26 protein-coding genes are annotated in these 19680 nt (G+C 64.7%); 14 read left to right on the top strand and 12 right to left on the bottom strand.

Annotated features, from left to right (window positions below; genetic code table 11):
- Positions 1-128 precede the first annotated feature (128 nt).
- A complete protein-coding gene (locus tag KBY99_RS08790; protein WP_254998611.1) occupies positions 129-344 on the top strand; it encodes a hypothetical protein in 216 nt (71 codons plus the stop codon).
- Positions 345-833: 489 nt separating this feature from the next.
- Entirely contained in the window at positions 834-998 is a 165-nt protein-coding gene (locus KBY99_RS08785) for a hypothetical protein (RefSeq protein ID WP_254998610.1), read from the top strand.
- 136 nt (positions 999-1134) lie between these two features.
- Here the strand turns inward: KBY99_RS08785 and KBY99_RS08780 are convergent, their stop codons facing one another.
- Positions 1135-1302, bottom strand: a complete 168-nt coding sequence (locus tag KBY99_RS08780) for a hypothetical protein (protein ID WP_254998608.1) — start codon at positions 1300-1302, stop codon at positions 1135-1137.
- Between KBY99_RS08780 and KBY99_RS08775 the strand changes: the two genes are divergently transcribed.
- The 11 genes from KBY99_RS08775 (at position 1289) to KBY99_RS08725 (ending at position 8325) form a co-directional block, all read left to right on the top strand.
- Positions 1289-1519 (top strand): hypothetical protein, encoded by a 231-nt coding sequence (locus KBY99_RS08775; protein ID WP_254998606.1) that lies wholly within the window; start codon positions 1289-1291, stop codon positions 1517-1519. The two genes, KBY99_RS08780 and KBY99_RS08775, sit on opposite strands and share 14 nt — an antisense overlap.
- A 264-nt stretch (positions 1520-1783) precedes the next feature.
- Entirely contained in the window at positions 1784-2035 is a 252-nt protein-coding gene (locus KBY99_RS08770; RefSeq protein ID WP_254998605.1) for a hypothetical protein, read from the top strand.
- Between the two features lie 56 nt (positions 2036-2091).
- Positions 2092-2235: a hypothetical protein gene (locus tag KBY99_RS08765; protein WP_254998604.1), complete on the top strand. Its 144-nt coding sequence runs from the start codon at positions 2092-2094 to the stop codon at positions 2233-2235.
- A gap of 89 nt (positions 2236-2324) precedes the next feature.
- The gene (locus tag KBY99_RS08760) at positions 2325-2603 is read left to right on the top strand and encodes a type II toxin-antitoxin system Phd/YefM family antitoxin (protein WP_254998603.1); all 279 of its coding nucleotides are present in this window, start codon (positions 2325-2327) and stop codon (positions 2601-2603) included.
- A 36-nt stretch (positions 2604-2639) separates the two neighbouring features.
- The gene (locus KBY99_RS08755) at positions 2640-2765 is read left to right on the top strand and encodes a hypothetical protein (protein WP_254998602.1); all 126 of its coding nucleotides are present in this window, start codon (positions 2640-2642) and stop codon (positions 2763-2765) included.
- A gap of 857 nt (positions 2766-3622) precedes the next feature.
- Positions 3623-4900, top strand: a complete 1278-nt coding sequence (locus tag KBY99_RS08750; protein WP_254998601.1) for a glycosyltransferase family 4 protein — start codon at positions 3623-3625, stop codon at positions 4898-4900.
- 196 nt (positions 4901-5096) lie between these two features.
- On the top strand, positions 5097-6245 hold the full coding sequence (gmd, locus tag KBY99_RS08745; RefSeq protein ID WP_254998599.1) for a GDP-mannose 4,6-dehydratase: 1149 nt from the start codon (positions 5097-5099) through the stop codon (positions 6243-6245).
- The gene (locus tag KBY99_RS08740; protein WP_254930827.1) at positions 6245-6658 is read left to right on the top strand and encodes a nucleotidyltransferase substrate binding protein; all 414 of its coding nucleotides are present in this window, start codon (positions 6245-6247) and stop codon (positions 6656-6658) included. Before gmd ends, KBY99_RS08740 begins: the two co-directional genes overlap by 1 nt.
- A complete protein-coding gene (locus KBY99_RS08735; RefSeq protein ID WP_254998597.1) occupies positions 6655-6999 on the top strand; it encodes a nucleotidyltransferase family protein in 345 nt (114 codons plus the stop codon). The genes KBY99_RS08740 and KBY99_RS08735 overlap by 4 nt, the downstream gene beginning before the upstream one ends.
- A complete protein-coding gene (locus KBY99_RS08730) occupies positions 6996-7997 on the top strand; it encodes a GDP-L-fucose synthase family protein (protein ID WP_254998595.1) in 1002 nt (333 codons plus the stop codon). The genes KBY99_RS08735 and KBY99_RS08730 overlap by 4 nt, the downstream gene beginning before the upstream one ends.
- Before the next feature lie 115 nt (positions 7998-8112).
- The gene (locus KBY99_RS08725; RefSeq protein WP_254998593.1) at positions 8113-8325 is read left to right on the top strand and encodes a hypothetical protein; all 213 of its coding nucleotides are present in this window, start codon (positions 8113-8115) and stop codon (positions 8323-8325) included.
- On the opposite strand, the gene KBY99_RS08720 is transcribed toward KBY99_RS08725, so the two are convergent.
- Positions 8282-9577: an MFS transporter gene (locus tag KBY99_RS08720; protein ID WP_254998592.1), complete on the bottom strand. Its 1296-nt coding sequence runs from the start codon at positions 9575-9577 to the stop codon at positions 8282-8284. The genes KBY99_RS08725 and KBY99_RS08720 overlap by 44 nt on opposite strands.
- A gap of 131 nt (positions 9578-9708) precedes the next feature.
- Here KBY99_RS08720 and KBY99_RS08715 point away from each other — a divergent pair, with 131 nt between their 5' ends.
- The gene (locus KBY99_RS08715; protein ID WP_254998591.1) at positions 9709-11247 is read left to right on the top strand and encodes an alpha/beta hydrolase; all 1539 of its coding nucleotides are present in this window, start codon (positions 9709-9711) and stop codon (positions 11245-11247) included.
- Positions 11248-11250: 3 nt separating this feature from the next.
- On the opposite strand, the gene KBY99_RS08710 is transcribed toward KBY99_RS08715, so the two are convergent.
- The 10 genes from KBY99_RS08710 to ruvC all read right to left on the bottom strand — a co-directional run bounded on the left by KBY99_RS08710 (position 11251) and on the right by ruvC (position 19385).
- Positions 11251-12417, bottom strand: a complete 1167-nt coding sequence (locus KBY99_RS08710) for an ATP-binding protein (RefSeq protein WP_254998590.1) — start codon at positions 12415-12417, stop codon at positions 11251-11253.
- 162 nt (positions 12418-12579) lie between these two features.
- On the bottom strand, positions 12580-13611 hold the full coding sequence (locus KBY99_RS08705; RefSeq protein ID WP_254998588.1) for an ABC transporter permease: 1032 nt from the start codon (positions 13609-13611) through the stop codon (positions 12580-12582).
- A complete protein-coding gene (locus KBY99_RS08700; protein WP_409996553.1) occupies positions 13608-15047 on the bottom strand; it encodes an ABC transporter substrate-binding protein in 1440 nt (479 codons plus the stop codon). The genes KBY99_RS08705 and KBY99_RS08700 overlap by 4 nt, the downstream gene beginning before the upstream one ends.
- Before the next feature lie 208 nt (positions 15048-15255).
- Complete coding sequence (locus tag KBY99_RS08695) at positions 15256-15480, bottom strand: hypothetical protein (protein WP_254998584.1); 225 nt, start codon at positions 15478-15480, stop codon at positions 15256-15258.
- A 261-nt stretch (positions 15481-15741) separates the two neighbouring features.
- Positions 15742-17073, bottom strand: a complete 1332-nt coding sequence (locus tag KBY99_RS08690; RefSeq protein ID WP_254998583.1) for a homoserine dehydrogenase — start codon at positions 17071-17073, stop codon at positions 15742-15744.
- 48 nt (positions 17074-17121) lie between these two features.
- Positions 17122-17553 (bottom strand): SufE family protein, encoded by a 432-nt coding sequence (locus KBY99_RS08685; protein WP_254998582.1) that lies wholly within the window; start codon positions 17551-17553, stop codon positions 17122-17124.
- Positions 17553-18035 carry a hypothetical protein gene (locus tag KBY99_RS08680; protein ID WP_254998580.1) on the bottom strand — a complete coding sequence of 161 codons (483 nt, stop codon included), beginning with the start codon at positions 18033-18035 and terminating at the stop codon, positions 17553-17555. The genes KBY99_RS08685 and KBY99_RS08680 overlap by 1 nt, the downstream gene beginning before the upstream one ends.
- A gap of 7 nt (positions 18036-18042) precedes the next feature.
- Positions 18043-18219 carry a hypothetical protein gene (locus KBY99_RS08675; protein ID WP_193486089.1) on the bottom strand — a complete coding sequence of 59 codons (177 nt, stop codon included), beginning with the start codon at positions 18217-18219 and terminating at the stop codon, positions 18043-18045.
- Between the two features lie 99 nt (positions 18220-18318).
- Positions 18319-18903, bottom strand: a complete 585-nt coding sequence (locus KBY99_RS08670; protein WP_254998579.1) for a 5-formyltetrahydrofolate cyclo-ligase — start codon at positions 18901-18903, stop codon at positions 18319-18321.
- The gene (ruvC, locus tag KBY99_RS08665) at positions 18900-19385 is read right to left on the bottom strand and encodes a crossover junction endodeoxyribonuclease RuvC (RefSeq protein ID WP_254998578.1); all 486 of its coding nucleotides are present in this window, start codon (positions 19383-19385) and stop codon (positions 18900-18902) included. Before ruvC ends, KBY99_RS08670 begins: the two co-directional genes overlap by 4 nt.
- Between the last annotated feature and the right edge of the window lie 295 nt (positions 19386-19680).

The raw sequence follows: 19680 nt of genomic DNA, 5'->3' as shown, positions 1-19680 counted from the left end.
CTGGACGGGCAAGGAGGCCCACCCCGAGGCTTACCTGCTCCAGCCCCAGCGCCCGCCCCATCCTTTACGACGACCGCAAGCCCCTAAGCCGCTGGCTCTGGGCCCAGAACCGCTACCTCAAGCTGGAGGTGCACAAGCTGCTCAACACTCCCCCAAGCCAGCTGGGTGCCGCAGATCGCCTCCGGCGCCACACCGTGCTTGCCCCCTTCGCGGTGCTTGCCCTCTGCCTGATCTGGCACCGCGGCCTGCTCCACGGCTGGCGCGGCTGGTTCTATGCCTTCCAGCGCATGTACGTGGAAACCCTGCTCAGCCTCATGCTCTGGGAGGCCCGCCGTGGTGGCTGAAGCGCCACCTCCCCAGGAGTCGTTCCGGCTGCAGTCCGTGCCCCAGCCCTTTCTGTCAGGAGCCCGCTTTGCAGCGCCGGCACCGACAGCTCGCCCGGCCCAGCCCGCCGGCGGCTCAGAGCGGAGCCGATCCGTGACTCCACGGATGCCCTGGTGGTTCAGGCGTACTAGTCTGCTTGCCTGTCTTGTGCTGGCTACGGTGAATGTCCGACTTGTCCGCCAAGGCTGTTTTGGCCGGCAAGGCTGTTTTGGCCGGCATGGCTGTTTCGACAGGCAAGCCTGGATCACAGTTTTCGCAGCCATTCTCCTTGGCCTGATCACCCTTCTCACGAGCTACAGCCATGTCGACCTCCTGGGAGCCGCTTCCATCGATCTACCGCAGCAAGCAGGAATTCCTTGCATCGCTGCCGCCGTGGCGGCGGCCATAGAGCAATAAGTTGGCATCCAACGATCGATACAAGTGTGCGGCAATACGAGCTCGAGCAGAGGATGCTGCAAGACGAGAAAGAAGACGAGCAGAAGAGGAAAGAGGACGCGCTGATCGAGATCGAGATCGCGCGGCTCGAGCAAGCCAACTCCAGGCTCGCGCGCTTCGAGCGGGAGCACTTGTCTGGCTCGATCCCACCCCACTCCACCGGCGATTCTTGGAGCTGATCGCTACTGAGCTGGCCGATCTGGCTGGCGGCTCGCCCGCGTGACCCGATCAGTGACTCCACGGATGCCACAATGGTTCAGGTGTACTATTTTGAACCCAGGGCTCGAGCTGGCTACGGTGTTCTTTGGATTCGATTTACAGGGCGCGATCACGCTCATCGCTGGCGCCCTGCTCGCCCTGATCACGCTGTTTACCGGATATGACCATGTCCACTTCTTTTGGGGCCCAACTTTCCAGCTCAACAAGCAAATCGGAGTATTTGTCCTCGCTGCCTCGTTGGCGACGCTGGTTGTCGAGGCTCAACTGGCATCCCGTCGTCGAGTACGAGATTCGCGAGATCGAATTCGAGCGCAGGAAGATCGAGCACGAGAACAGGAAGATCGAGCACGAGAAGCGGATGAAACAGCTCGAGAGCGAGATCGCGCGGCTCGAGCAAGCCAACTCCAGGCTCGAGCGCTTCGAGCGGGAGCACTTGTCTGGCTCGATCCCACCCCCCTCCACCGGCGAAGGCTGTTTTTGATGACAAGCCTGCAATTGATCGCCACCGAGTTGGCCGATCTAAACCGTGCTGGTGCGATCGTGCGCGGCAACCCGGCAGTGGTGGTGGGGGAGAGGTGATGCGCGCGATCCGTGATTCCACGGATCGCGCGCTAGTTCGCTTGTACTATCCTGAAATCAGGTTTTGGGCTGGCTACGGTGAATGTTCGACTTGACCGGCAGGGCTGGATCACTGTCTTCGCTGCCCTACTCCTTGGCCTGATCACCCTTCTTACGAGCTACAGCCATGTCCACCTCTTGGGAGCCGCTTCCTTCGACCTACCGCAGCAAGCAGGAATTCCTTGCATCGCTGCCGCCGTGGCGACGGCTATTGCAGAAGCTCAATTGGCATCCAACGATCGACAAGAAAGTGCGGAGATACGAGCTGCAGCAGAGGATGCTGCGGCTCGAGCAAGCCAACTCCAGGCTCGCGCGCTTCGAGCGGGAGCACTTGTCTGGCTCGATCCCACCCCACTCCACCGGCGATTCTTGGAGCTGATCGCTACTGAGTTGGCCGATCTGGCTGGCGGTTCTCCTGGATGATCCAGCAGCTCGATGGCTACCGCCTGGCCAGGCAACCTCGCCCCCATCACCCTCGGCGATCGGGTGTGCCTCTCCCAGGGCACCTACCTCTGCACCGGCATCCACAACTTCCGCTCCCCCGGCTTTGCCCTGCGCCTCGGCCCCATCCGGCGGTGATTGTTGGCGAGAGATGAGGGGGCGCGGAAGCAGGGGAGGTGATTCGCCGGTCGCCCTAGCCTTATGACCATGGTCATGGCGCACGGTTCATGCACGCCTCCCCCGCACCGCTTCCGCAGGATTCACCAAAGCAGGTTTCGAAGTCCCACTTCAAAACCCATGCCCTTGCGTTGTTCCACCTGGTGGAGGCCACCGGCCAACCGCTGCTGGTGACCAACCACGGCCGCCCTTGCGTTGAGGTGCGCCCCTATCGGCCAGCTCCTCCCGCTGAACTTGATCCGCTGGAGACCCTGCGCGGTTCAGTGCTCCGCTTTGACGACCCCTTCGAGCCCGTGGTCAATAGCAACGACTGGAACGAGCTGGCGTGATCCTGATCGACACGCATGTGCTGATCTGGTGGGCTGATGGGAGGTGGCCATGCTGATCCAGCCGATCGCTTCCTCGTGGCCCAGGCCCGATCATTGGCCATCCCCCTGATCAGCGCCGATAGCAAGATCCGCTCCCATACCCATGTGAACAGCCTCTGGTGAGCGCTCAGCCTGTGTTGATGCCAGCCTCCCTATTGGTCGTCGTTCCAACGCTCAACTCCCACGCCCTGCTGCTGGGCTCCACCCTCCCGCCTGGTCCGCTACGCCCCCGGCTTTCGCCTCCCCCCATCGCCGAGGCCCTCGCCACCGAGGTTCAAGACCTGGAGGATCGCCTTCGGATCTTCGACGCCCTTTACATCCCCACCCGCTATCCCGCAAAGGCCGAGCCTCCAGTGTGTTGGCCTGTTCGGCAGCTATGCACGGGGTATGGCGTTGTTGCATTGAAACAGGCCCAGCCCTACCTGCTCGAGGATCTCCGTGCTGCTCACGTCTGCATTCCAGCTCCAGTAGGTTATCCCTCCGTCCCTGCCACACTGCAGAGTATGGATCGGAATTTAGGCCGCTTCCCAAGGGATGTAACGCCTGCTTACATCCTGAGCCCTAGCCAAAGCGCAGGGACTTACGCATATTCTAAATATTAAAGCCGGCTAATCCTGCGCAGTTTTTTATAGCATTAAAGACTCAGGGATCGTGCTGGGCGCCATAATTTTTTACTGGTGCGCTGCCGCTTTTGCGACGGTTGCTACTTGCTCCTCAGTGCGTCGTGGATGTATTATCAGACAGTGTATTATTGGACGGTCTTGTTTTTGGCCGTAAATTCCTGCTTCTAGCTCGGGTCTCTATCGAAATTAATTTCCCTTGGGTTGTAGTTTCCTGAGACTATTTTTATCCATTAAATGTGAGATTACTTGGCTCCCTCCTGCTCCCAAGATAGTCTCGCCCGGTCCCAGTTTCCCTTGCCGAAGGCGTCTGTTTTTATTGTGAATATCGGGCGTTTGTTGCAGAAATTTCAGTCGCGTTTGCGTTGGCGTGCAAGCCGTAGCAGCTTTAGCCGCGTCACGGTGGTGAGCCAGTTTTTTCCACCCGATTACGCCGCCACCGGCCAGCTGCTCGACGACCTCACCTCACGCCTGGCTGCCCGCGGCTTGCAGATGCAGGTGCTCACCGGTCAGCCCGCCTATGCCTATTCGCAAGACAGCGCCCCGGCAATCAGCTTTGAGCCCAACCGCTGCATTCGCCGCACCTCCGTTACCCGTCTCTGGCCCCAGCAGATCCGTGGCCGTGCCGTTAACGGCGTGCTCTTCTGCCTGCGCATCTCCCTGCGCCTGCTGCGCTACGCCCGCCGCGGCGATCTGCTGCTCTACACCTCCGAGCCGCCCTACCTGCCCTTAGTTGGCTGGCTGCTCTACAAGCTCACCCGCACCCCCTATCTGGTGCTGGTTTACGACCTATACCCCGATGTACTCGCCGAGCTCGGTGTGCTGCCCAGCGACCACTGGCTGATGCGCCTTTGGCGCCGGCTCAACCGCTGCGTCTACGCCGATGCCCAAGAGGTGATCGTGTTGAGCGAGCCCATGGCTGAGCGGCTGCGGCGCCACTGCCCAGCCGTGGCCGACCGGCTGCATGTGATTCCCAGTTGGGCTGATCCAGCCGAGATTCAGCCCCTCGCCAAGAGCAGCAATTGGTTTGTGAGTCGCCACGGCTTAGAGCACTCGTTCACCGTGCTCTATTCCGGCAACCAGGGCCGTTGCCACGACCTGGTCACCCTGCTCGGTGCGGCCCTGCTGCTTAAGGACGAGTCCAGCTTCCAGTTTCTGTTTATCGGTAAAGGGCCCCAGCACCAGCGGGTGCGCCAGCTTGTCTACGACTGGGGTCTCAGCAACTGCCGCTTCCTGCCCTATCAAGACCTTGATGTGTTGCCCTATTCGCTCACCAGTGCCGATCTGGCCGTTGTGAGCCTGGGCATTGATGCCGAAGGTCTGGTGGCCCCCAGCAAGCTCTACGGCCACCTTGCCGCCGGCACCCCGATCGCGGCGATCACTCCCCCCGGCTCGGATCTGCAGCGCTTGGTGCAAAACCACGGCTGCGGCCGCTGGTTTGCCAATGGTGATTCAGCCCAGCTAGCCGACTGGATCCGCCAGCTCCGGGTCCAACCCGAGCTAGCCGCTGCCTGTGGTGCCGCCGCTCGCGAGCTGCTGCTCAGCTCTGCCTCGCCCCAGATCGTCACCGAGCGCTACTGGTCCCTGCTCCAGCGCCACCTGCCCGCAGACAAGCAGCTCAACACTCTGGCGCCTTAGCCACCAGATGAACCGCGTACGGCATCGGTGGGCAGCGATCTCGCCGGGCAACGGCGCATCGTGATGGTGATTTCATGCGGCTTCTCAATCTGCCCATCGCTAAGTTGCCCGTACTAAGGGATCAGGCTTGAAGTCGCGCTAGAGCTTCTACTGGTCATTACCGGTCATTTCAGCCCCCATTCCCTCTTTCACCCCCATGACCGTGCCCGCCAAAACCGCCCTGATCACCGGCATCACCGGCCAAGACGGCTCCTACCTAGCCGAGCTGCTGCTGGAGAAGGGCTATGCGGTGCACGGCATCAAGCGGCGGGCAAGCAGCTTCAACACCAGCCGCATTGATCACCTCTACCAGGATCCGCATGAGAGCGATCCCAGGCTCGTGTTGCACTACGGCGATCTCACCGACAGCACCAACCTGATCCGCATCATCCAGCAGGTGCAGCCCGATGAGATCTACAACCTCGGCGCCCAGAGCCATGTGGCCGTGAGCTTTGAGGCGCCCGAATACACCGCCAATAGCGATGCCCTCGGCACCCTGCGGATCCTGGAAGCCGTGCGCATGCTCGGGCTCACGCACAAAACCCGCATCTACCAGGCCAGCACCAGCGAGCTCTACGGCCTGGTGCAGGAGATACCCCAGAAAGAAACCACGCCCTTCTATCCCCGCAGCCCCTATGGCGTGGCCAAGCTCTACGCCTACTGGATCACGGTGAACTACCGCGAGGCCTACGGGATGTATGCCTGCAACGGCATCCTGTTCAACCACGAATCACCGCGGCGCGGCGAAACGTTTGTGACGCGCAAGATCACCCGCGGCCTGGCCCGCATCAACGAAGGCCTCGATGGCTGCCTGTTCATGGGCAATCTCGATTCCCTGCGCGATTGGGGCCACGCCCGCGACTACGTGGAGATGCAGTGGCGGATGCTGCAGCAACCCGGCACCCCAGAAGATTTCGTGATCGCCACCGGCCGCCAGGAATCGGTGCGGCGTTTCATTGAGCTGGCAGCCAGCGAGCTGGGCTGGGCTGCTGCTGGTGGGCCCGCCATCGAGTGGCAGGGAGAAGGCGTGGAGGAAATCGGCCGCCGCGCTGACACCGGCGCCGTGGTGGTGCGCATCGATCCCCGTTATTTCCGCCCCGCCGAAGTGGAAACCCTGCTCGGCGATCCCACCAAAGCCCAACAGAAGCTGGGCTGGACCCCCACCACCACCTTGGAAGAGCTGGTGGCCGAGATGGTGGCAGCCGATAAGCAAGAGGCGGCCAAAGAAGCCCTGCTGCGCCGCAAGGGCTTTGCGGTGGTGGGCTCGATGGAGAATCCACCCACCAAGTCTGCCGGCGTGAGTTGATGGCAGAAGACATCCGCTGGCAGCAGCGCTTCAGCAACTACAACAGGGCGCTGGCTCAGTTGGAAACCTTCGTAGAACCACCCGCGCTGAACGAACGCGAACAGCAGGGGCTGATCAAAGCTTTTGAATACACATTTGAACTGGCCTGGAATACCTTGCGGGATCTCTTGCGCAGCCAGGGCAATACGACGCTGCTGGGTTCGCGTGACACCCTGCGGGAAGCCTTTCGCCTTGGCCTGATTGATGCGGGGGAAAGCTGGATGTTGATGATTCAAGATCGCAATCTCACCAGCCACAGCTACAACCGCGCTACGGCTGATGCGATCGCAGCTCAGATCCTCAATAGCTACCTGCCCTGCTTCCAGCAACTAAGCCAGAGATTGAAATTGCGAGTTCTAGAAGAGCAGCAATGACCAACCATTGCACCCCTACACCAGCAACTAGCCCAGCGGCTCTCCTTGGAATCCCAGAGAGCTCAGCGAGCCAACTGCTGAATCTGCTCATAGACCAAGCCCAGCTCGACGCTATCTGGCTGTTCGGCTCGCGGGCCATGGGACGCCATCAGCCAGGATCTGACATTGATCTCTGCCTTGAGGCGCCCCAGTTGGGCCACAGCGATCTCCTGCGTTTGATGCACGCCGTGGATGAGCTGTGCCTTCCCTGGCGGGTGGATCTGCTGCTGCTGCATCAACTGGATGCCGAGGTGCGGGCCCATGTGCAACGGGTAGGGCGCCCCATCTGGAAGCGCCAATGACAGCCTCTCAATCCACCCTGATCACCGCCGCCGACCGCATCTACGTGGCCGGCCACCGCGGCATGGCCGGCAGTGCGATCTGCCGCGCCTTGCGGCGCTCTGGCTATGGCGATCCGGCCCAGGGGGGTGCCCTCCTCAGCGCCACTCGCGAGGAGCTTGATCTGCTCGATCCCTCAGCGGTTGCGGCCTGGTTTGCCATCAACAAGCCCACGATCGTGGTGCTGGCGGCAGCAAAGGTGGGCGGGATTGCGGCCAACAGCGCCTATCCGGCCGATTTCTTGCTGGAGAATCTCAAAATCCAGACCCACGTGATCGAAAGCGCCTGGCGCAGCGGCGTGCGGCGGCTGTTGTTTCTTGGCAGCAGCTGCATCTACCCCAAACTCGCTGAGCAGCCGATTCGGGAAGAAGCCCTGCTCAGCGGGGCGCTTGAGCCCACTAACGAGTGGTACGCGATCGCCAAGATCAGCGGCATCAAGCTCTGTGAGGCCCTGCGGGCCCAGCATGGCTTTGATGCCATCAGCCTGATGCCCACCAACCTCTACGGACCGGGCGACAACTACCACCCCACCAACAGCCATGTGCTGCCGGCCCTGATCCGCCGCTTCCATGAGGCAGCCGAGGCCAACTCCCCCAGCGTGACCTGCTGGGGCACAGGGAAGCCCCTGCGGGAGTTTTTGCATGGGGATGATCTCGGCGAGGCCTGCCTGTTTGCCCTCGAGCACTGGCAGCCCGGCTCTGATCAGCTCCAGTTTCTCAACGTGGGCACGGGCATCGACCTGAGCATCCGCGAGTTGGCAGAGGCCGTTGCGGCCGCCACCGGTTTCCAGGGCGAGATCTGTTGGGACGCCAGCAAGCCCGACGGCACCCCAAAAAAACAGCTCGATGTCAGCCGCCTGGCGGCGCTGGGCTGGCGGGCGCGAATCCCTCTTTCTGAAGGCTTGGCCAGCACCGTGGCTGAGTTCCGCCAGCAGCTGGCCCAGCAGAGCGTTCGCCTCTAGAGACCCCATGCACCAACTTTGTTGTGCTCAAACTATGCGTTTATGCAGCTAGACAGTTGCCGCGATAGGGCCGTCTCCGGGTTGCTCCAGAATGGAAAAAAGCCCCCGTGGTGTCATGACTGACCCTTCCCAGCAACCCGCACCCTCCTCCCCTCCTGAATTGCAACCCGAATCGCAGCATGATTTCGATGTGCAGAAGGAGCTGCACCAGAAGATCCGCAATGATCCCGACTACGACGACTGGGAATACGGCACCGAGCCCCTGCCCCACGAAGCCTGGGTCGCTAAGCAGGCCTCCGCTCAAGAGCAACCACCGGCCTCGGCCTGAGTCGCTTCACCAGGTTGAGGCCAGCCAGGCATAGCAGGGTCATGCCGATCCAGAAGCCACCGGCGTGTCTTTGGGCATCGAGGGCTAAGCCGGCCAGCAGTGGCGCCCCTAGAGCGCTCAGGGCAAAACATTGGGAAAAAAGAGCCATGGCCAAGCCCTGGTGCTCCCTGGGACTGAGCTCGATCACCGCTGCGGTGGCAATCGGCAGGAAAGCAGCTGCCCCTAGGGCCAGGGGCAGCTGGGCCAGCAGCACCAGCCAAAGCCCCTGGCTGCTAAGGGCTGAAAAGGCCAGCAGCACCGTGCCCATGGCAAAGCAGGCCAGGCTCAGCCCCAGCCCCTGCGCTATCGGACGCTTGGCCAGGGCCTGACCCACCGGCCACTGGATCAGCACCAGCACGCCTAGCTGCAGGCCAACTAGTAGAGCCCCCAGGCTTTCGGGCATGGCGGCCCGCTCCAGGCCGCCGCGCACCAGATCCAGGGGCAGGGCGCTCTGCATTAGTGCCGGCAGCGAGGTGGCCAGCAGGCTGATCGCTAGTAGCGGCAGTAGTGGCGGCAACCATTGGCGCCAGGGGGTGTGGTCGGCTGGATCGAAGCTGGCAGGGCTAGCCCGCTGCAGGGGCTGCTTTAGCAGCAGCAATACCACCAGCAGTAGGCAGATGATGTCGATCAGGTAGATGCCCCGCAGATGGCCGGCCGCCGCCAGCAGCGCCCCGAGCAGGGCTCCAGCCGCAATCCCAGCCGCGTCGGCGCTGCGCACCAATGCATAGCCCCGGGCGGTGGGAATCGGGGCCGGCCCCATGCGGCAGCCCAGGGGCACCGCCAGCTCAACCGCCGGCCAGTAGAGCCCGGCAGCGATGCCGATCAGCAATTGCCCCTGCACGTAGCCAGGGAAGCTGGCCGTGCCAAACAGCCGCAGATCCCCCAGCAGGGCTGCTAGGGCGGCCAGTAGCACCGGTATCGAGCAGGCCAGCCCCCGATCCAGCAGCATGCCGCTCATGAAGCGACCAGCCGTGCCCGCCAGCGCCGCCAGCGCCAAGCCCTGGGTCACCGACTGGGCGCTGAAGGCCGCCTGGTGGAACACGATCGGCGTTAGGTACAGCACCCCGCCGGCTCCAAACGAAGCCACCAGTCGCACTAGGGCCACCTGGCGCAGTGCCGCCGGAAACTGGCCCAGCCAGCCGGACTGCGCTGGACTGGCGGACTGCGCCGGAATGGCGGTACCTGGCGGACTGGCGGAAGGGAAGGGGCGCAAACGGGCCGTTAGCTAGGTGAGGTGAGTCTGGCGCCCTGGCGCGGGAGAATAAGAAACCCTTGCCTTTGGCCTTGGCTCGCCGCTCGTTCCGCCTTTGGTGTTGCTTTGCCGGAGCTCTGGCCCTGGGCTGCATGCCTGCTTGGGCTGCCGAGGAGTTGGTGCTGCAACTCGATGGCCTGGAGCTGCCCATCGACCTGGTGGCCCTGGAGTCTTGGACTCGCCAGCCCGAGCAGGCAGGGAATGGTCTGCAAGCGTGGCTCACGCTGCTGGATTCCCAGAGTCGCCGCGACCTGGTCCGCTTGCTGCAGGCGCCGCTGCTGCGGGATCGCAGCTTTGGGCTGCAGCTGCTCAACAGCTGGACCGGTGAGCAGATGCTTAAAGAAGCCGGCAGCCTGCTGACCATTGGCCCTGCTGACCGCAGCACGGCACCGCTGCTGCTCAGCAGCCTGCGTCAGTTGCTGGAACGGCAGAGCAGCGTCTCCGCCCTGGAGCTGCTGCGGGCCCTGCCTGTGGCCAGCGTCACCCTGCGCCTCGATGGGGCGCTTCAGCTGGCTGGACAGTGGCGCAGCCAGCTGAAGCGGCAAAACACTGCCCTCCAGCGGTTGCGCCAGCTGCCCCTGCCCCGGCGTAGCTCCAGTCCTTTGGGGTTTACGAGCGCCGTGCGGCGCCAGCCCCAGCGCCTGCAGTTGCCGGTGCCCCATCGGGTGGCGCCCCTGCCTCTGGAGCTATGGCCTGCCCAGCAGGCCCGCCGTGGCCCTTGGCTACTGCTGATGCCGGGCCTGGGCGGCAGCGCCGACCAGCTCAGCTGGTTGGCGGCGGCTCTGGCCGACCGGGGTTGGCCCGTCTTGGTGGTGGTCCATCCCGGCAGCGACCAGCAGGCACTGCAGGCGTCGCTGCTTGGTGATGCCCCACCGCCCGGGGCCGAAACCCTGCCCCAGCGCCTGGCAGATCTGCAGGCCGTGCTTGAGGCCCAGCGGGAGGGGCAGCTGCCTGCTTTGGGCCCGGCGCCTGCGGGGGAGCAGGGAGTGGTGCTGGGGGGGCACTCGCTTGGTGGCCTGGCTGCGCTGATGGGGGCTGGCCTGGTGCCGGAGCGGGGACTTGGTCGCCGTTGTGAGCTGGCCTTGGCGTCCTTGCCGCTCACCAACCTGTCGCGGCTGCTCCAGTGCCAGCTGCCTCGGATCACCGGTGATGGCGACGCCAGCGCAGGCCCCTTGCGGTCCCAGGCCACGCCCTTGCTGGGAGTGGTTGCCTTCAATGGTTTCGGCAGCCTGCTTTGGCCCCACCGCGGCCTGCAAGACCTCAACGTGCCTGTGCTGCTGGTGGGCGGCAGTCTCGATCTGGTGACGCCTCCGGTGCAGGAGCAGCTGGCCGTGTTTGCTGGAGCCACCCATCCCCACAGCCGGCTGGTGCTGGTGGAGGGAGCCAGCCATTTCTCACCGGTGCGTATCGACAACCGCGGCGAAGCGTTGTTTCGACTCGGTGAGGAGCTGGTGGGCATCGAGCCCCTGAAGGTGCAGGCGCTGCTGCTCAACGTCACCAGCGAATTTCTGCAGGGCTTTGAGCATCCATTGCTGCTTTCCCCCCAGCGGCGCGAACAGGACGGCGTCCGGGCCTATGTGCTCGATCGCCACCAGGCTCGCCGCTGGCAGGGGTTGCTGCCGGCGGAGTGAGCTTCAGCGGCTGGCCTGCAGCAAGGTGCAGAGCTGGCTGGGGTTGATCCTCTCGATTCCATCGCCGATGCCGTATTGCTCTTCACCGGCGTAAACCAGGAAGCTCCGCTTTGGCTGCAGGTCGGCCCGGGCCTGATGGAACCCCTTGCCTGGTTTCGCGGCCAGGCCGCGTTTCACCTCGATCGCCCAGCGCTCGGGCCCAGGCAGATCCAGCACCAGGTCCATTTCAGCTCCGGCAGCGCTGCGGTAGAAGCAAGCCTGTGTGCGCTCGGGAGCGACGCTGAGCAGCTGCTCGATCACGAAGCCCTCCCAGCTGCCGCCGGCCACCGGGTGGCCCAGGACCGCTTCCCGGTTGTCCAGGCCCAGCAGGGTGTGCAGCACGCCACTGTCCCGCACATACACCTTGGGTGATTTCACCAGCCGCTTGCCGGTGTTGCTGTGGAATGGTGGCAGACGTCGCACCAGCAGCAGGTCAACCAGCAGATCTAGGTAGCGAGCGGCCGTTTTGCCATCCACTCCCAGCGCCCGGCCCAGCTGGGCGGTGTTTAGGAGGCCTCCCTGGTCGTGGGCCAGCATGGTCCAGAAGCGCCGCAGGGTTTCCGCTGGGATCCGAGCACCGAGCTGGGGAATGTCCCGCTCTAGGTAGGTACGAATGAAGTTGCTGCGCCAGATCACGCTGCCGGGTTCATCACCGGCCAGAAAGCTCTCCGGAAAGCCGCCGCGAATCCACAGCAGCTCCTGCTGCGGTGCTCCCACCTCCAGCAGGTTGAAACCCTCCAGTTGCAGGTAGGCGATGCGTCCCGCCAGAGATTCGCTCGATTGGCGCAGCAGATCGAGGGAGGCGGAACCCAGCAGCAGAAAGCGATGGCTCCGCCTGCCGCTGCGGCGGCCCTGGTCGATCAGGCCCCGCAGCACGGCAAACAGCTCGGGCAGCCGTTGCACCTCATCCAGGATCACCAGCTTGTCGGCATGGCTGCTCAGATACAGCTCGGGGTCGCTCAGCCTGGCTCGATCGCCTGACGATTCCAGATCGAGATAGAGACTCGTTTGATCAGCGGCGATCTGTTCCGCGAGCGTCGTTTTGCCCACCTGCCTGGGGCCCAGCAGAGCCACGGCGGGAAACTGATTCAGCCGCTCGCGCACCAAGGCCAGCTTCTGCCGCTGCAGCACAGGTTCCTCTGCTTTTCCACACTATTTATCCTTGCATTTCAGGAGCAAGGCTCCCGATTTGCAAGGATTTTGCAAGTTTAAGACTCAGGTTTGAAGCTCAGGTTTAAGGCTCAGGGTTGAGCCTCAGAGACAAGGCTCAGGGTTGAGCCTCAGAGACAAGCCTCAGAACTTGATGCGCGGATCGAGCACGGCCACCAGTAGATCCACCAGCACCGTCACCAGCACCACCAGGCCGGCCACCACCACCACGATGCCCTGCACCAGCGGGTAGTCGCGCTGGCCGATCGCTTCCTGCAGCCGGAAGGCGATGCCGGGCCAGGAGTAGGTGACCTCGATCAGCAGCGCTCCGCCGATCAGCGACGCCACGGTGATGCCCGTGATCGTGAGCACCGGCAGCAGGGCATTGGGCAGGGCGTGGCGCAGCACCACCCGGGCCTCGCCCAGGCCACGGCTGCGGGCTGCTTCCACGTAATCGGAGCCGAGGCTGCGGCGCAGATTGAGTCGCAGCGAGTTGGCGAAGATACCGCTGAGCAATAGGCCCAGGGTGGCCGCTGGCAGCACCAGATGGCGCACACTCCCAAGCAGCTGCTGCCATTCGCCCGTGGCCAGGCCACTGCGCAGGCTGTCAAATAGGTAGAAGCCGCTGCCCTCGGGCGGCAGCAAGGTGGGCGGGAAGCGCCCCCCCACCGGCAGCCAGCCGAGCCACACCGCAAACACCAGCTGCACCACCATGGCGGCCCAGAAGGGCGGTAGGGCGTAGGTGCCGATGCCGTAGAGCCGGCCGGCTAGATCGAGCTTGCCTTCCGGGCGGGCAATGCCGGAAAAGCCCACCGCTATACCCACAACGGCAGCCAGCAGCAGGGCCACCACCCCCAGCTCCAGGGAGGCCGGCAGGCTTTGTCGAATCACTTCCGTCACCGGTTCCTGGTTGGTGAGCGAGGCGCCCAGGTCGCCATGCAGCAATTTGCCCAGGAAGCTGCCGTATTGGTGCAGCAATGGTTGATCCAAGCCCAGCTGGGCCCGCAGCGCAGCGCGGGCGCTTTCGGGAGCGCGGGTGCCGAGCAGGGCGTCGATCGGATCCCCTGGCGCCAGCCGCAGCAGCAGAAAAACCAGGCTGGCGATCAGCCACAACATCAATGGCGCCAGCGCCAGCCGGGCGGCCAGGTAGCGCAAAAGGGCCCGGCGGCGGCTCATGGTTTGGTGCTCCCTTGGGGGGTGTGCTTACGGGTCAATTCCTGTAGCAATAGGCGGCCGGAGCCATCGAAACGGGGCTGGCTGATGCTGGGCTTGGCCCAGGCCCGCGGTGCCACCAGCCACACCGGTAGGTAGGGGTTGGCGGCTGCCGTTTGGCGCTGGATGCGGCGCAACAGGGCGGCGCGGGCGGGGCCGGCTACGGAAGCACTGCGCTCCAGGTCTTGTTGCAGGCCGGGTTTGGCCCAGAAACTGCCACTGGCGGCGCTGGCCCCCTTGAGACAGCGCTCCCCTTGGGCTTCCTCACAGCCCAGCAAGGGCACCAGGTAGTTGTCGGCATCGGGAAAGTCGCCCATCCACTCCAGCAGGATTAGGGGGAAGGCCCCTTCCCCCAGCTGGCGGTAGGCGGTGGTGGCCTCCATGCCGGTCACCTCGAGCTCAACGCAATCGCCCAGATCTTGCTGCAGCTGGGCCTGCCAGGTGAGGGCAAACATCCGGTCGGCGGGGATGTTGGAGCGGAAGGTGAGCGGCAGGGCCAGGCGCTTGCCCTGGCAGTAACCGGCCTGGCGGTAGAGCTGGCGGGCCTTGGCTGGGTTGTAGCTGGGCCAGGCCTGGGGGTCGGAGCCCTTGAGGCTGGGGGGTACCAGCTCGCGCAGGGGCGGCCGCAGGCCCAGGGTTACCCGGCGGCTGATGGTGTTGCGATCGAGGCTGTAGGCCACTGCTTGGCGTAGCCGGGGATCGTTGAGGGGCGGCTGGTCGGTGAGCATGGTGAGGTAGCCGATCTCCAGTGCCGGACCGCTGCCCACCTGCAGGCTGCCAGCTGCAGCCTGGCGTTGCAAGGCGGCCTGCTGGTCGATTTCGAGGCTGGTCGAGAGCAGCACATCCACCTCGCCGCTCTGCAGGGCGCCGTAGAGGGCGGTGGAATTACTGAGCGACACCAGGTCGATACCGCCATTGGCGGGTTTGGCCCCCCAATACCCCGCAAACGGCTCTAAGCGTTGCTGCTGGCCTGTGAAGAAGCTGAGCCGGTAGGGCCCGGTGCCCACGAAGCGGTCATTGAGGAAGCGATTGCGGTGGTTTTTGTAGGCGCTGGGGGAGAGGGGCGTCAGGTTGACGGCGCTGAGCAGCTCGGCTAGGGGGCTGAAGGGGCGCTTGAGCGTCAGCTCGATTGTGTAGGGACCCACGGCCCGCGCTGCGCTTACCCGATCGCCCAGCAGGTAGCTGAGCTTGCCGATAGCTAGGAAGCGCTCCAGGCTGAACACCATGGCCGCGGCATTGAACGGCGTGCCGTCGTGGAAGCGCACGCCCTGGCGCAGCTGCACCTGGGCCTTGAGCCCGTCGGCGCTCAGCTTGGGCAGCGCCACTGCCAGGCGCGGCTCCAGCTGGCCAGCGGTATTGATCGCATAGAGCGGATCGCCGATCGCGCTCAGCAGCTGCATGGCGCCGAAGGTGTAGGCGCCGCCGGGATCAACCGTGTCGATGCGGTTTTTGCTGGCAACTACCAGCCGGTTGGCCGACGCCTCGTGCTCGGGCCGGCAGCCGGAAAGAGCCAGACCAGCTGCCAGGGCGCTGGTCAGCAGGGCTGCCGCCAGGGTTTGGTTCAGCCGCGGAGCGCGGGGCAAGGGGCGGCAGTCAAATCAACGCCATTCAAGACCGATGAGGCCAGGCAGGGCGCACCTGTTGCAGGGAAATTTCAAACACTTCAGATCCCTGGCGCGCCAGGGGCCAGCGGCGCAGCCAGCAGCGGTCGTGGTGGTCGTCGACGCCAATCACTTGGTAGAGCTGCTCATCGCTTTCAAGCTGCACGCAGGCGCCTTGGTGAAGGTTGAATGTGCTCGAGGCCTGGGCACTGGAGCAGGTGGGGCCGTTCATGGGATTAGGGGTTAACTGATTGGTGCTTGCTGGGCAGATGCTGCGGGGGACAGGGGCTAAACACTGTTCGCCTCGCTACAAACATCGACCTGGGTGTGGGGATCTCGACAGGGCTTGCCGCAGCAGCTAGCCCCTCCAGATCGGACCCCGCTGGGGTCTTAATAATTACTTTCGATTTATGCACCCACTGTGGCCTGCCGCTGGCCCCAGTGGCCAGTTGATGGCGATTTGGAGACCTGATGGAGTCAATCAGGCCCGCTGCTACAGGGTGCGCAGGCAGGCGGCCACGGCCTGAACGTCAGACAGGGCCTCGATTGCGGCTAGGGCCTGGCGGAAGTTGGCTTCGCAAACCTCGTGGGTGATCACCACGATTTCGGCGCCGCCGGCGCTCTGGGTTTCGAACTGCACTATCGATTGAATCGACACCCCCGCATCGCCAAAGCAGGTGCCGATCGCACCGATCACGCCGGCCCGGTCGCTGGTGCGCAGCCGCAAGTAGTTGCGGTGGCTGGTTACGGCGCTCTCTACCAGGCGGCAGTCGCGCCAGCTGCCAGCTGCCAGCAGGGGATCGAGGGGCGCCTGAGTTCCCCTATCGCCAGTGGCCTGGCGGATGCCGGCGATGTTGAGAATGTCGGCCACCACCGCCGATGCGGTGGGTCCTGCTCCAGCCCCAGGCCCGTAGAACATCACCTGGCCCACGGGGTCTCCCTCCACCAGGATCGCGTTGTTGACCCCGTTCACCCCGGCCAGCGGATGGGCCTTGGGCAGCAGGGTGGGATGGACGCGCACATCGAGGAGCTGCTCGGCTTGCTCGCCCGGCATGGCTTGCTCATTAGGCATCGCCTGGGCCACGGCCAAAAGCTTCACCACATAACCAAGCTGCTCGGCGTAGGCGATGTCGCGGGCATCGAGCTGGTCGATCCCCTCCGTTGGGATGGCCTCGCGGGGCACCGGACCGCCGTAGGCCAGGCCAGCCAAGATTGCGATCTTGTCGGCTGCATCTCCCCCCTGCACATCAGCGGCGGGGTCGGCTTCGGCGTAGCCCAGCCGCTGGGCGTCAGCCAGCACGTCTGGGTAGGCGGCTCCCTCTGCCGCCATGCGGCTGAGGATGTAGTTGGTGGTGCCGTTGATGATGCCGCTCACCCGCTGGATCCGGTTGGCTCCCAGGGACTGCTTCAGGGGCTCGATGATCGGGATGCCGCCACCTACTGCGGCTTCGATCAGCACGTACACCCCACTGCGGGCGGCGGCGGCGGCGATCTCCTCGCCGTAGCGCGCAATTACGGCCTTGTTGGCTGTTACTACCGGTTTGCCGGCCGCAATCGCCCGCAGGATCAGGGAGCGGGCCGGCTCCAGCCCACCCATCACCTCCACCACGATGTCGACCGCCGGGTCGTCGACCACGGCTTCTGGGTCGGTGCTGAGCAGTTCGGCTGCCAATTCCACCGTGCGAGGCCGGTTCAGGTCGCGCACGGCCACCCGCCGCAATTCGAGTTCGCCCACCAGCGGGTGGCGGCCGGCAGGGGTCGCCAGGATGGCTGCCACACCAGCCCCCACCGTGCCGAGCCCGAGCAAGCCGATGCCGATGGTCATTCGTTGGGGGGTATCAATTTGTCGATCCTAGAAATCAACTGGCTTTGCCTAGGGGGTGGCCGCCAAGGACTGGGCCTGGGCCTGCATCAGCCGCAGGATGTTGAGAAAGCCGTTCGCCCTTGAGGGAGTCAGGCTGGCCTGCAGGCCGGTGGCGGCGATGAAGGCCGGATCGATGGAGGTGGCCTGCTGCGGTGTCAGCCCTTCGAGCCCTTCGATCAGCAGGGCCAGCAGTCCCTTGGTGATGGCGGCGTCGGAGTCACCGCGCCAGTGCAGGGCGCCATCGACTAACTCCGCCACCACAAATACCTGCGAAACGCAGCCCTTCACCTTGAAGGCGTCGTGGCGAAATTCATCGGGCAGGGGCTCGAGCTTTTTGGCCAGCCAAAGCACGTATTCGTAGCGGCGGCGGGGATCGCTGGTGCTGGCGAGTCGCTCCACCATGCGGTCGAGGGCCGGGCTGCCACTGGGGGCAATGCTCATCAGCGCCGGCCGCCGCGGCGGCGCCAGCTCAGGGCTCCTCCCAGGGCGCCTGCTGCGGCACTGAGGCCGAGCAAGGCCAGCCCATGGCTGGCTCCCATTCCCTGCCCTGTTCGGATCCCTTGCCCTGGTCTGGAGCTGTTGAAGCCCGTTGAAAGGGCCGGTGCTGCCCCTGGTAGCTCGAGATAGTCGCGGTGGCCTGGGCCGCGGTCTACTTGCAGTTCCCAGGCGGAGGTTGCATTGCTAGGCAGCTGGAAGCGGAGTTGGCCACGGGCATCGGTGCGACCTACTTCGATCGGTTCACCGTTGGGTGGCACCAGCCTCACCACCGCATCATCGGCGGGTTCCCCATTGCCGAAACGGCTGTCGAGCACCAGTTGGTCCGTGAGGCTGCTCAGGCGCTCCAGGCTGCTTTCAATCGCGTGGCTATGGGCCGGGGCGGCGCTGAAAAGCAGCAGCAGGGCCGGAATTACACGCAGATTCATGGCTGAATCAGGAAGCTTGCCAACGACTATCGCTACTTTTGCCGGCCTGCACCATCCGCACCATCGAGCTCACCATCATCGAGAGGGCGTCGTGGCTTTGGCCGCGCTCCTGAAGTTCGGCAGCCAAGACCCTCTCTGGGACCGAGGCGTAGCTGCAGGGAGCAGTAAAAGCTTTGAGATCCAAGGCGTGGCCTGTTCTATGAGGTGATCCTGGCAAATAGCTGCTCGCAGTGCGTCCCGTGTAAAGGCATTGTCAAGAAGGGTTCCCTCAAGAACAGTGCCCTCAAGAAGGGTTCCCCCAAGAAGAGTGCCCGAGGCCTTCTTCATCGATCCAGCCCTGCAGGGGCACATCCCAGGGGTCGCGCGGCAGCTGCTCAACCCGGCAGCCGCGGGGCAGCACCGCCAGCGCCGGCACTTGGGCCCAGGTGGGGTCGGCCCGCAGCCGGTCGTACCAGCCGCCGCCGTAGCCCAGGCGGATGCCCGCCGCATCGCAGGCCAGAGCCGGAACCAGCAGCAGCCCCAGCGCCTGGGCTGGCAGCTCCCCGGCTCCGGCCAGCGGTGCCGGGATGCGGCAGCTATCGGGCTCCAGGGGGTCGCCGGCACGCCAGGGGCGGTACACCAGCCGGGCCGCCGGATCGCCTGGGGCGGCGATAATCGCCGGCAGGGCCAGCTGGTTGGGCAGTAGGGCCTGCAGCGAGCGCAGGTCGACCTCGCCGGGCAGGGGCCAGTAGAGGCCCAGGGCTCGGCCGGCGGGCAGTAGGGCGGGAACGTGCTGGCGGGCCTGGGCCACGATCGCGGCCTCCACAGATTCGAGCAGGGTCTGGCGCAGGGGTCGAAAGTGGCGCCGCAGGCTGGCTTTGGCGCTCACCGCTGGAACCAGCCGGTGAGGGCGGCGGCTAGGGCATCGGCGGCGTCATCGGGGCGGGGCGGGGTGTCGAGGTTGAGCTCCCGCATCACCGCTTCGAGCACCTCATCCTTTTGGGCGTGGCCATGGCCGGTGAGGGCCTGCTTGATCTGCATCGGCGGAAACTCCACCACCGCCACGCCAAAGCGGGCCAGGGTCATCATCAACACTCCTCTGGCTTGCACCACGGCGATGGTGGTGCTGGAGCGGTAGAAGAAAAACTTCTCCACCACCGCCAGCTGGGGCTTCCAGGTGCGGATCAACACCCGCAGGTCGCGGGCGATCTCCACCATCCGCTCCCCCTCGCTGCGGCCCGGTTCGGTGCGGATGATGCCGCAGTCGAGCAGCCGCTGACTGCCCGCCCCCCCAGTCGCGCTTCGCTCCTGCACCTCGATCACGCCGTAGCCGACGCGGGCCAGGCCGGGATCGATGCCGAGGATGATCATCGCGGTGGGGCTGTGGCGTGGGGGGCTGTGACGTGGAAGCCGTGGCGTGGCAGCTGTGGCGTGACAGTGGGCGCCTGGCGGACGATGGCACGGCAGCACAACAGTGAGAACGCCGTCACGGGGCCATCCAGCCGGCGGAGGGAACGCAGCTTGAGCGAGGGGATGCAGCAGCGAGGCCCAGACCGGGCAGGTGCACGCCCCATCCTGGGTCGAATCCCGGCTCGGACTCGGTTGAAGACCCTGAAACCCACCATTCCGGCCAGCCCCCGAACCACCAGCCGGTCGACCTCTGCTC

It is taken from the genome of Cyanobium sp. Maggiore-St4-Cus (assembly GCF_024345615.1).
GTDB lineage: Bacteria > Cyanobacteriota > Cyanobacteriia > PCC-6307 > Cyanobiaceae > Cyanobium_A > Cyanobium_A usitatum.
The sequence above is the reverse complement of the archived record's forward strand: the minus strand, read 5'-3'. Positions and strand labels throughout refer to the sequence as shown.

Bases quoted from the DNA above. Each gene is read 5' to 3' on its own strand.
- KBY99_RS08785 (WP_254998610.1), top strand. From the start codon at position 834: ATGCTGCAAGACGAGAAAGAAGACGAGCAGAAGAGGAAAGAGGACGCG.
- KBY99_RS08770 (WP_254998605.1), top strand. From the start codon at position 1,784: ATGTCCACCTCTTGGGAGCCGCTTCCTTCGACCTACCGCAGCAAGCAG.
- KBY99_RS08765 (WP_254998604.1), top strand. From the start codon at position 2,092: ATGGCTACCGCCTGGCCAGGCAACCTCGCCCCCATCACCCTCGGCGAT.
- KBY99_RS08760 (WP_254998603.1), top strand. From the start codon at position 2,325: ATGCACGCCTCCCCCGCACCGCTTCCGCAGGATTCACCAAAGCAGGTT.
- KBY99_RS08755 (WP_254998602.1), top strand. From the start codon at position 2,640: ATGGGAGGTGGCCATGCTGATCCAGCCGATCGCTTCCTCGTGGCCCAG.
- gmd (WP_254998599.1), top strand. From the start codon at position 5,097: ATGACCGTGCCCGCCAAAACCGCCCTGATCACCGGCATCACCGGCCAA.
- KBY99_RS08740 (WP_254930827.1), top strand. From the start codon at position 6,245: ATGGCAGAAGACATCCGCTGGCAGCAGCGCTTCAGCAACTACAACAGG.
- KBY99_RS08735 (WP_254998597.1), top strand. From the start codon at position 6,655: ATGACCAACCATTGCACCCCTACACCAGCAACTAGCCCAGCGGCTCTC.
- KBY99_RS08730 (WP_254998595.1), top strand. From the start codon at position 6,996: ATGACAGCCTCTCAATCCACCCTGATCACCGCCGCCGACCGCATCTAC.
- KBY99_RS08725 (WP_254998593.1), top strand. From the start codon at position 8,113: ATGACTGACCCTTCCCAGCAACCCGCACCCTCCTCCCCTCCTGAATTG.
- KBY99_RS08715 (WP_254998591.1), top strand. From the start codon at position 9,709: ATGCCTGCTTGGGCTGCCGAGGAGTTGGTGCTGCAACTCGATGGCCTG.
- KBY99_RS08705 (WP_254998588.1), bottom strand. From the start codon at position 13,611: ATGAGCCGCCGCCGGGCCCTTTTGCGCTACCTGGCCGCCCGGCTGGCG.
- KBY99_RS08700 (WP_409996553.1), bottom strand. From the start codon at position 15,047: ATGCAGCTGCTGAGCGCGATCGGCGATCCGCTCTATGCGATCAATACC.
- KBY99_RS08695 (WP_254998584.1), bottom strand. From the start codon at position 15,480: ATGAACGGCCCCACCTGCTCCAGTGCCCAGGCCTCGAGCACATTCAAC.
- KBY99_RS08690 (WP_254998583.1), bottom strand. From the start codon at position 17,073: ATGACCATCGGCATCGGCTTGCTCGGGCTCGGCACGGTGGGGGCTGGT.
- KBY99_RS08685 (WP_254998582.1), bottom strand. From the start codon at position 17,553: ATGAGCATTGCCCCCAGTGGCAGCCCGGCCCTCGACCGCATGGTGGAG.
- KBY99_RS08680 (WP_254998580.1), bottom strand. From the start codon at position 18,035: ATGAATCTGCGTGTAATTCCGGCCCTGCTGCTGCTTTTCAGCGCCGCC.
- ruvC (WP_254998578.1), bottom strand. From the start codon at position 19,385: ATGATCATCCTCGGCATCGATCCCGGCCTGGCCCGCGTCGGCTACGGC.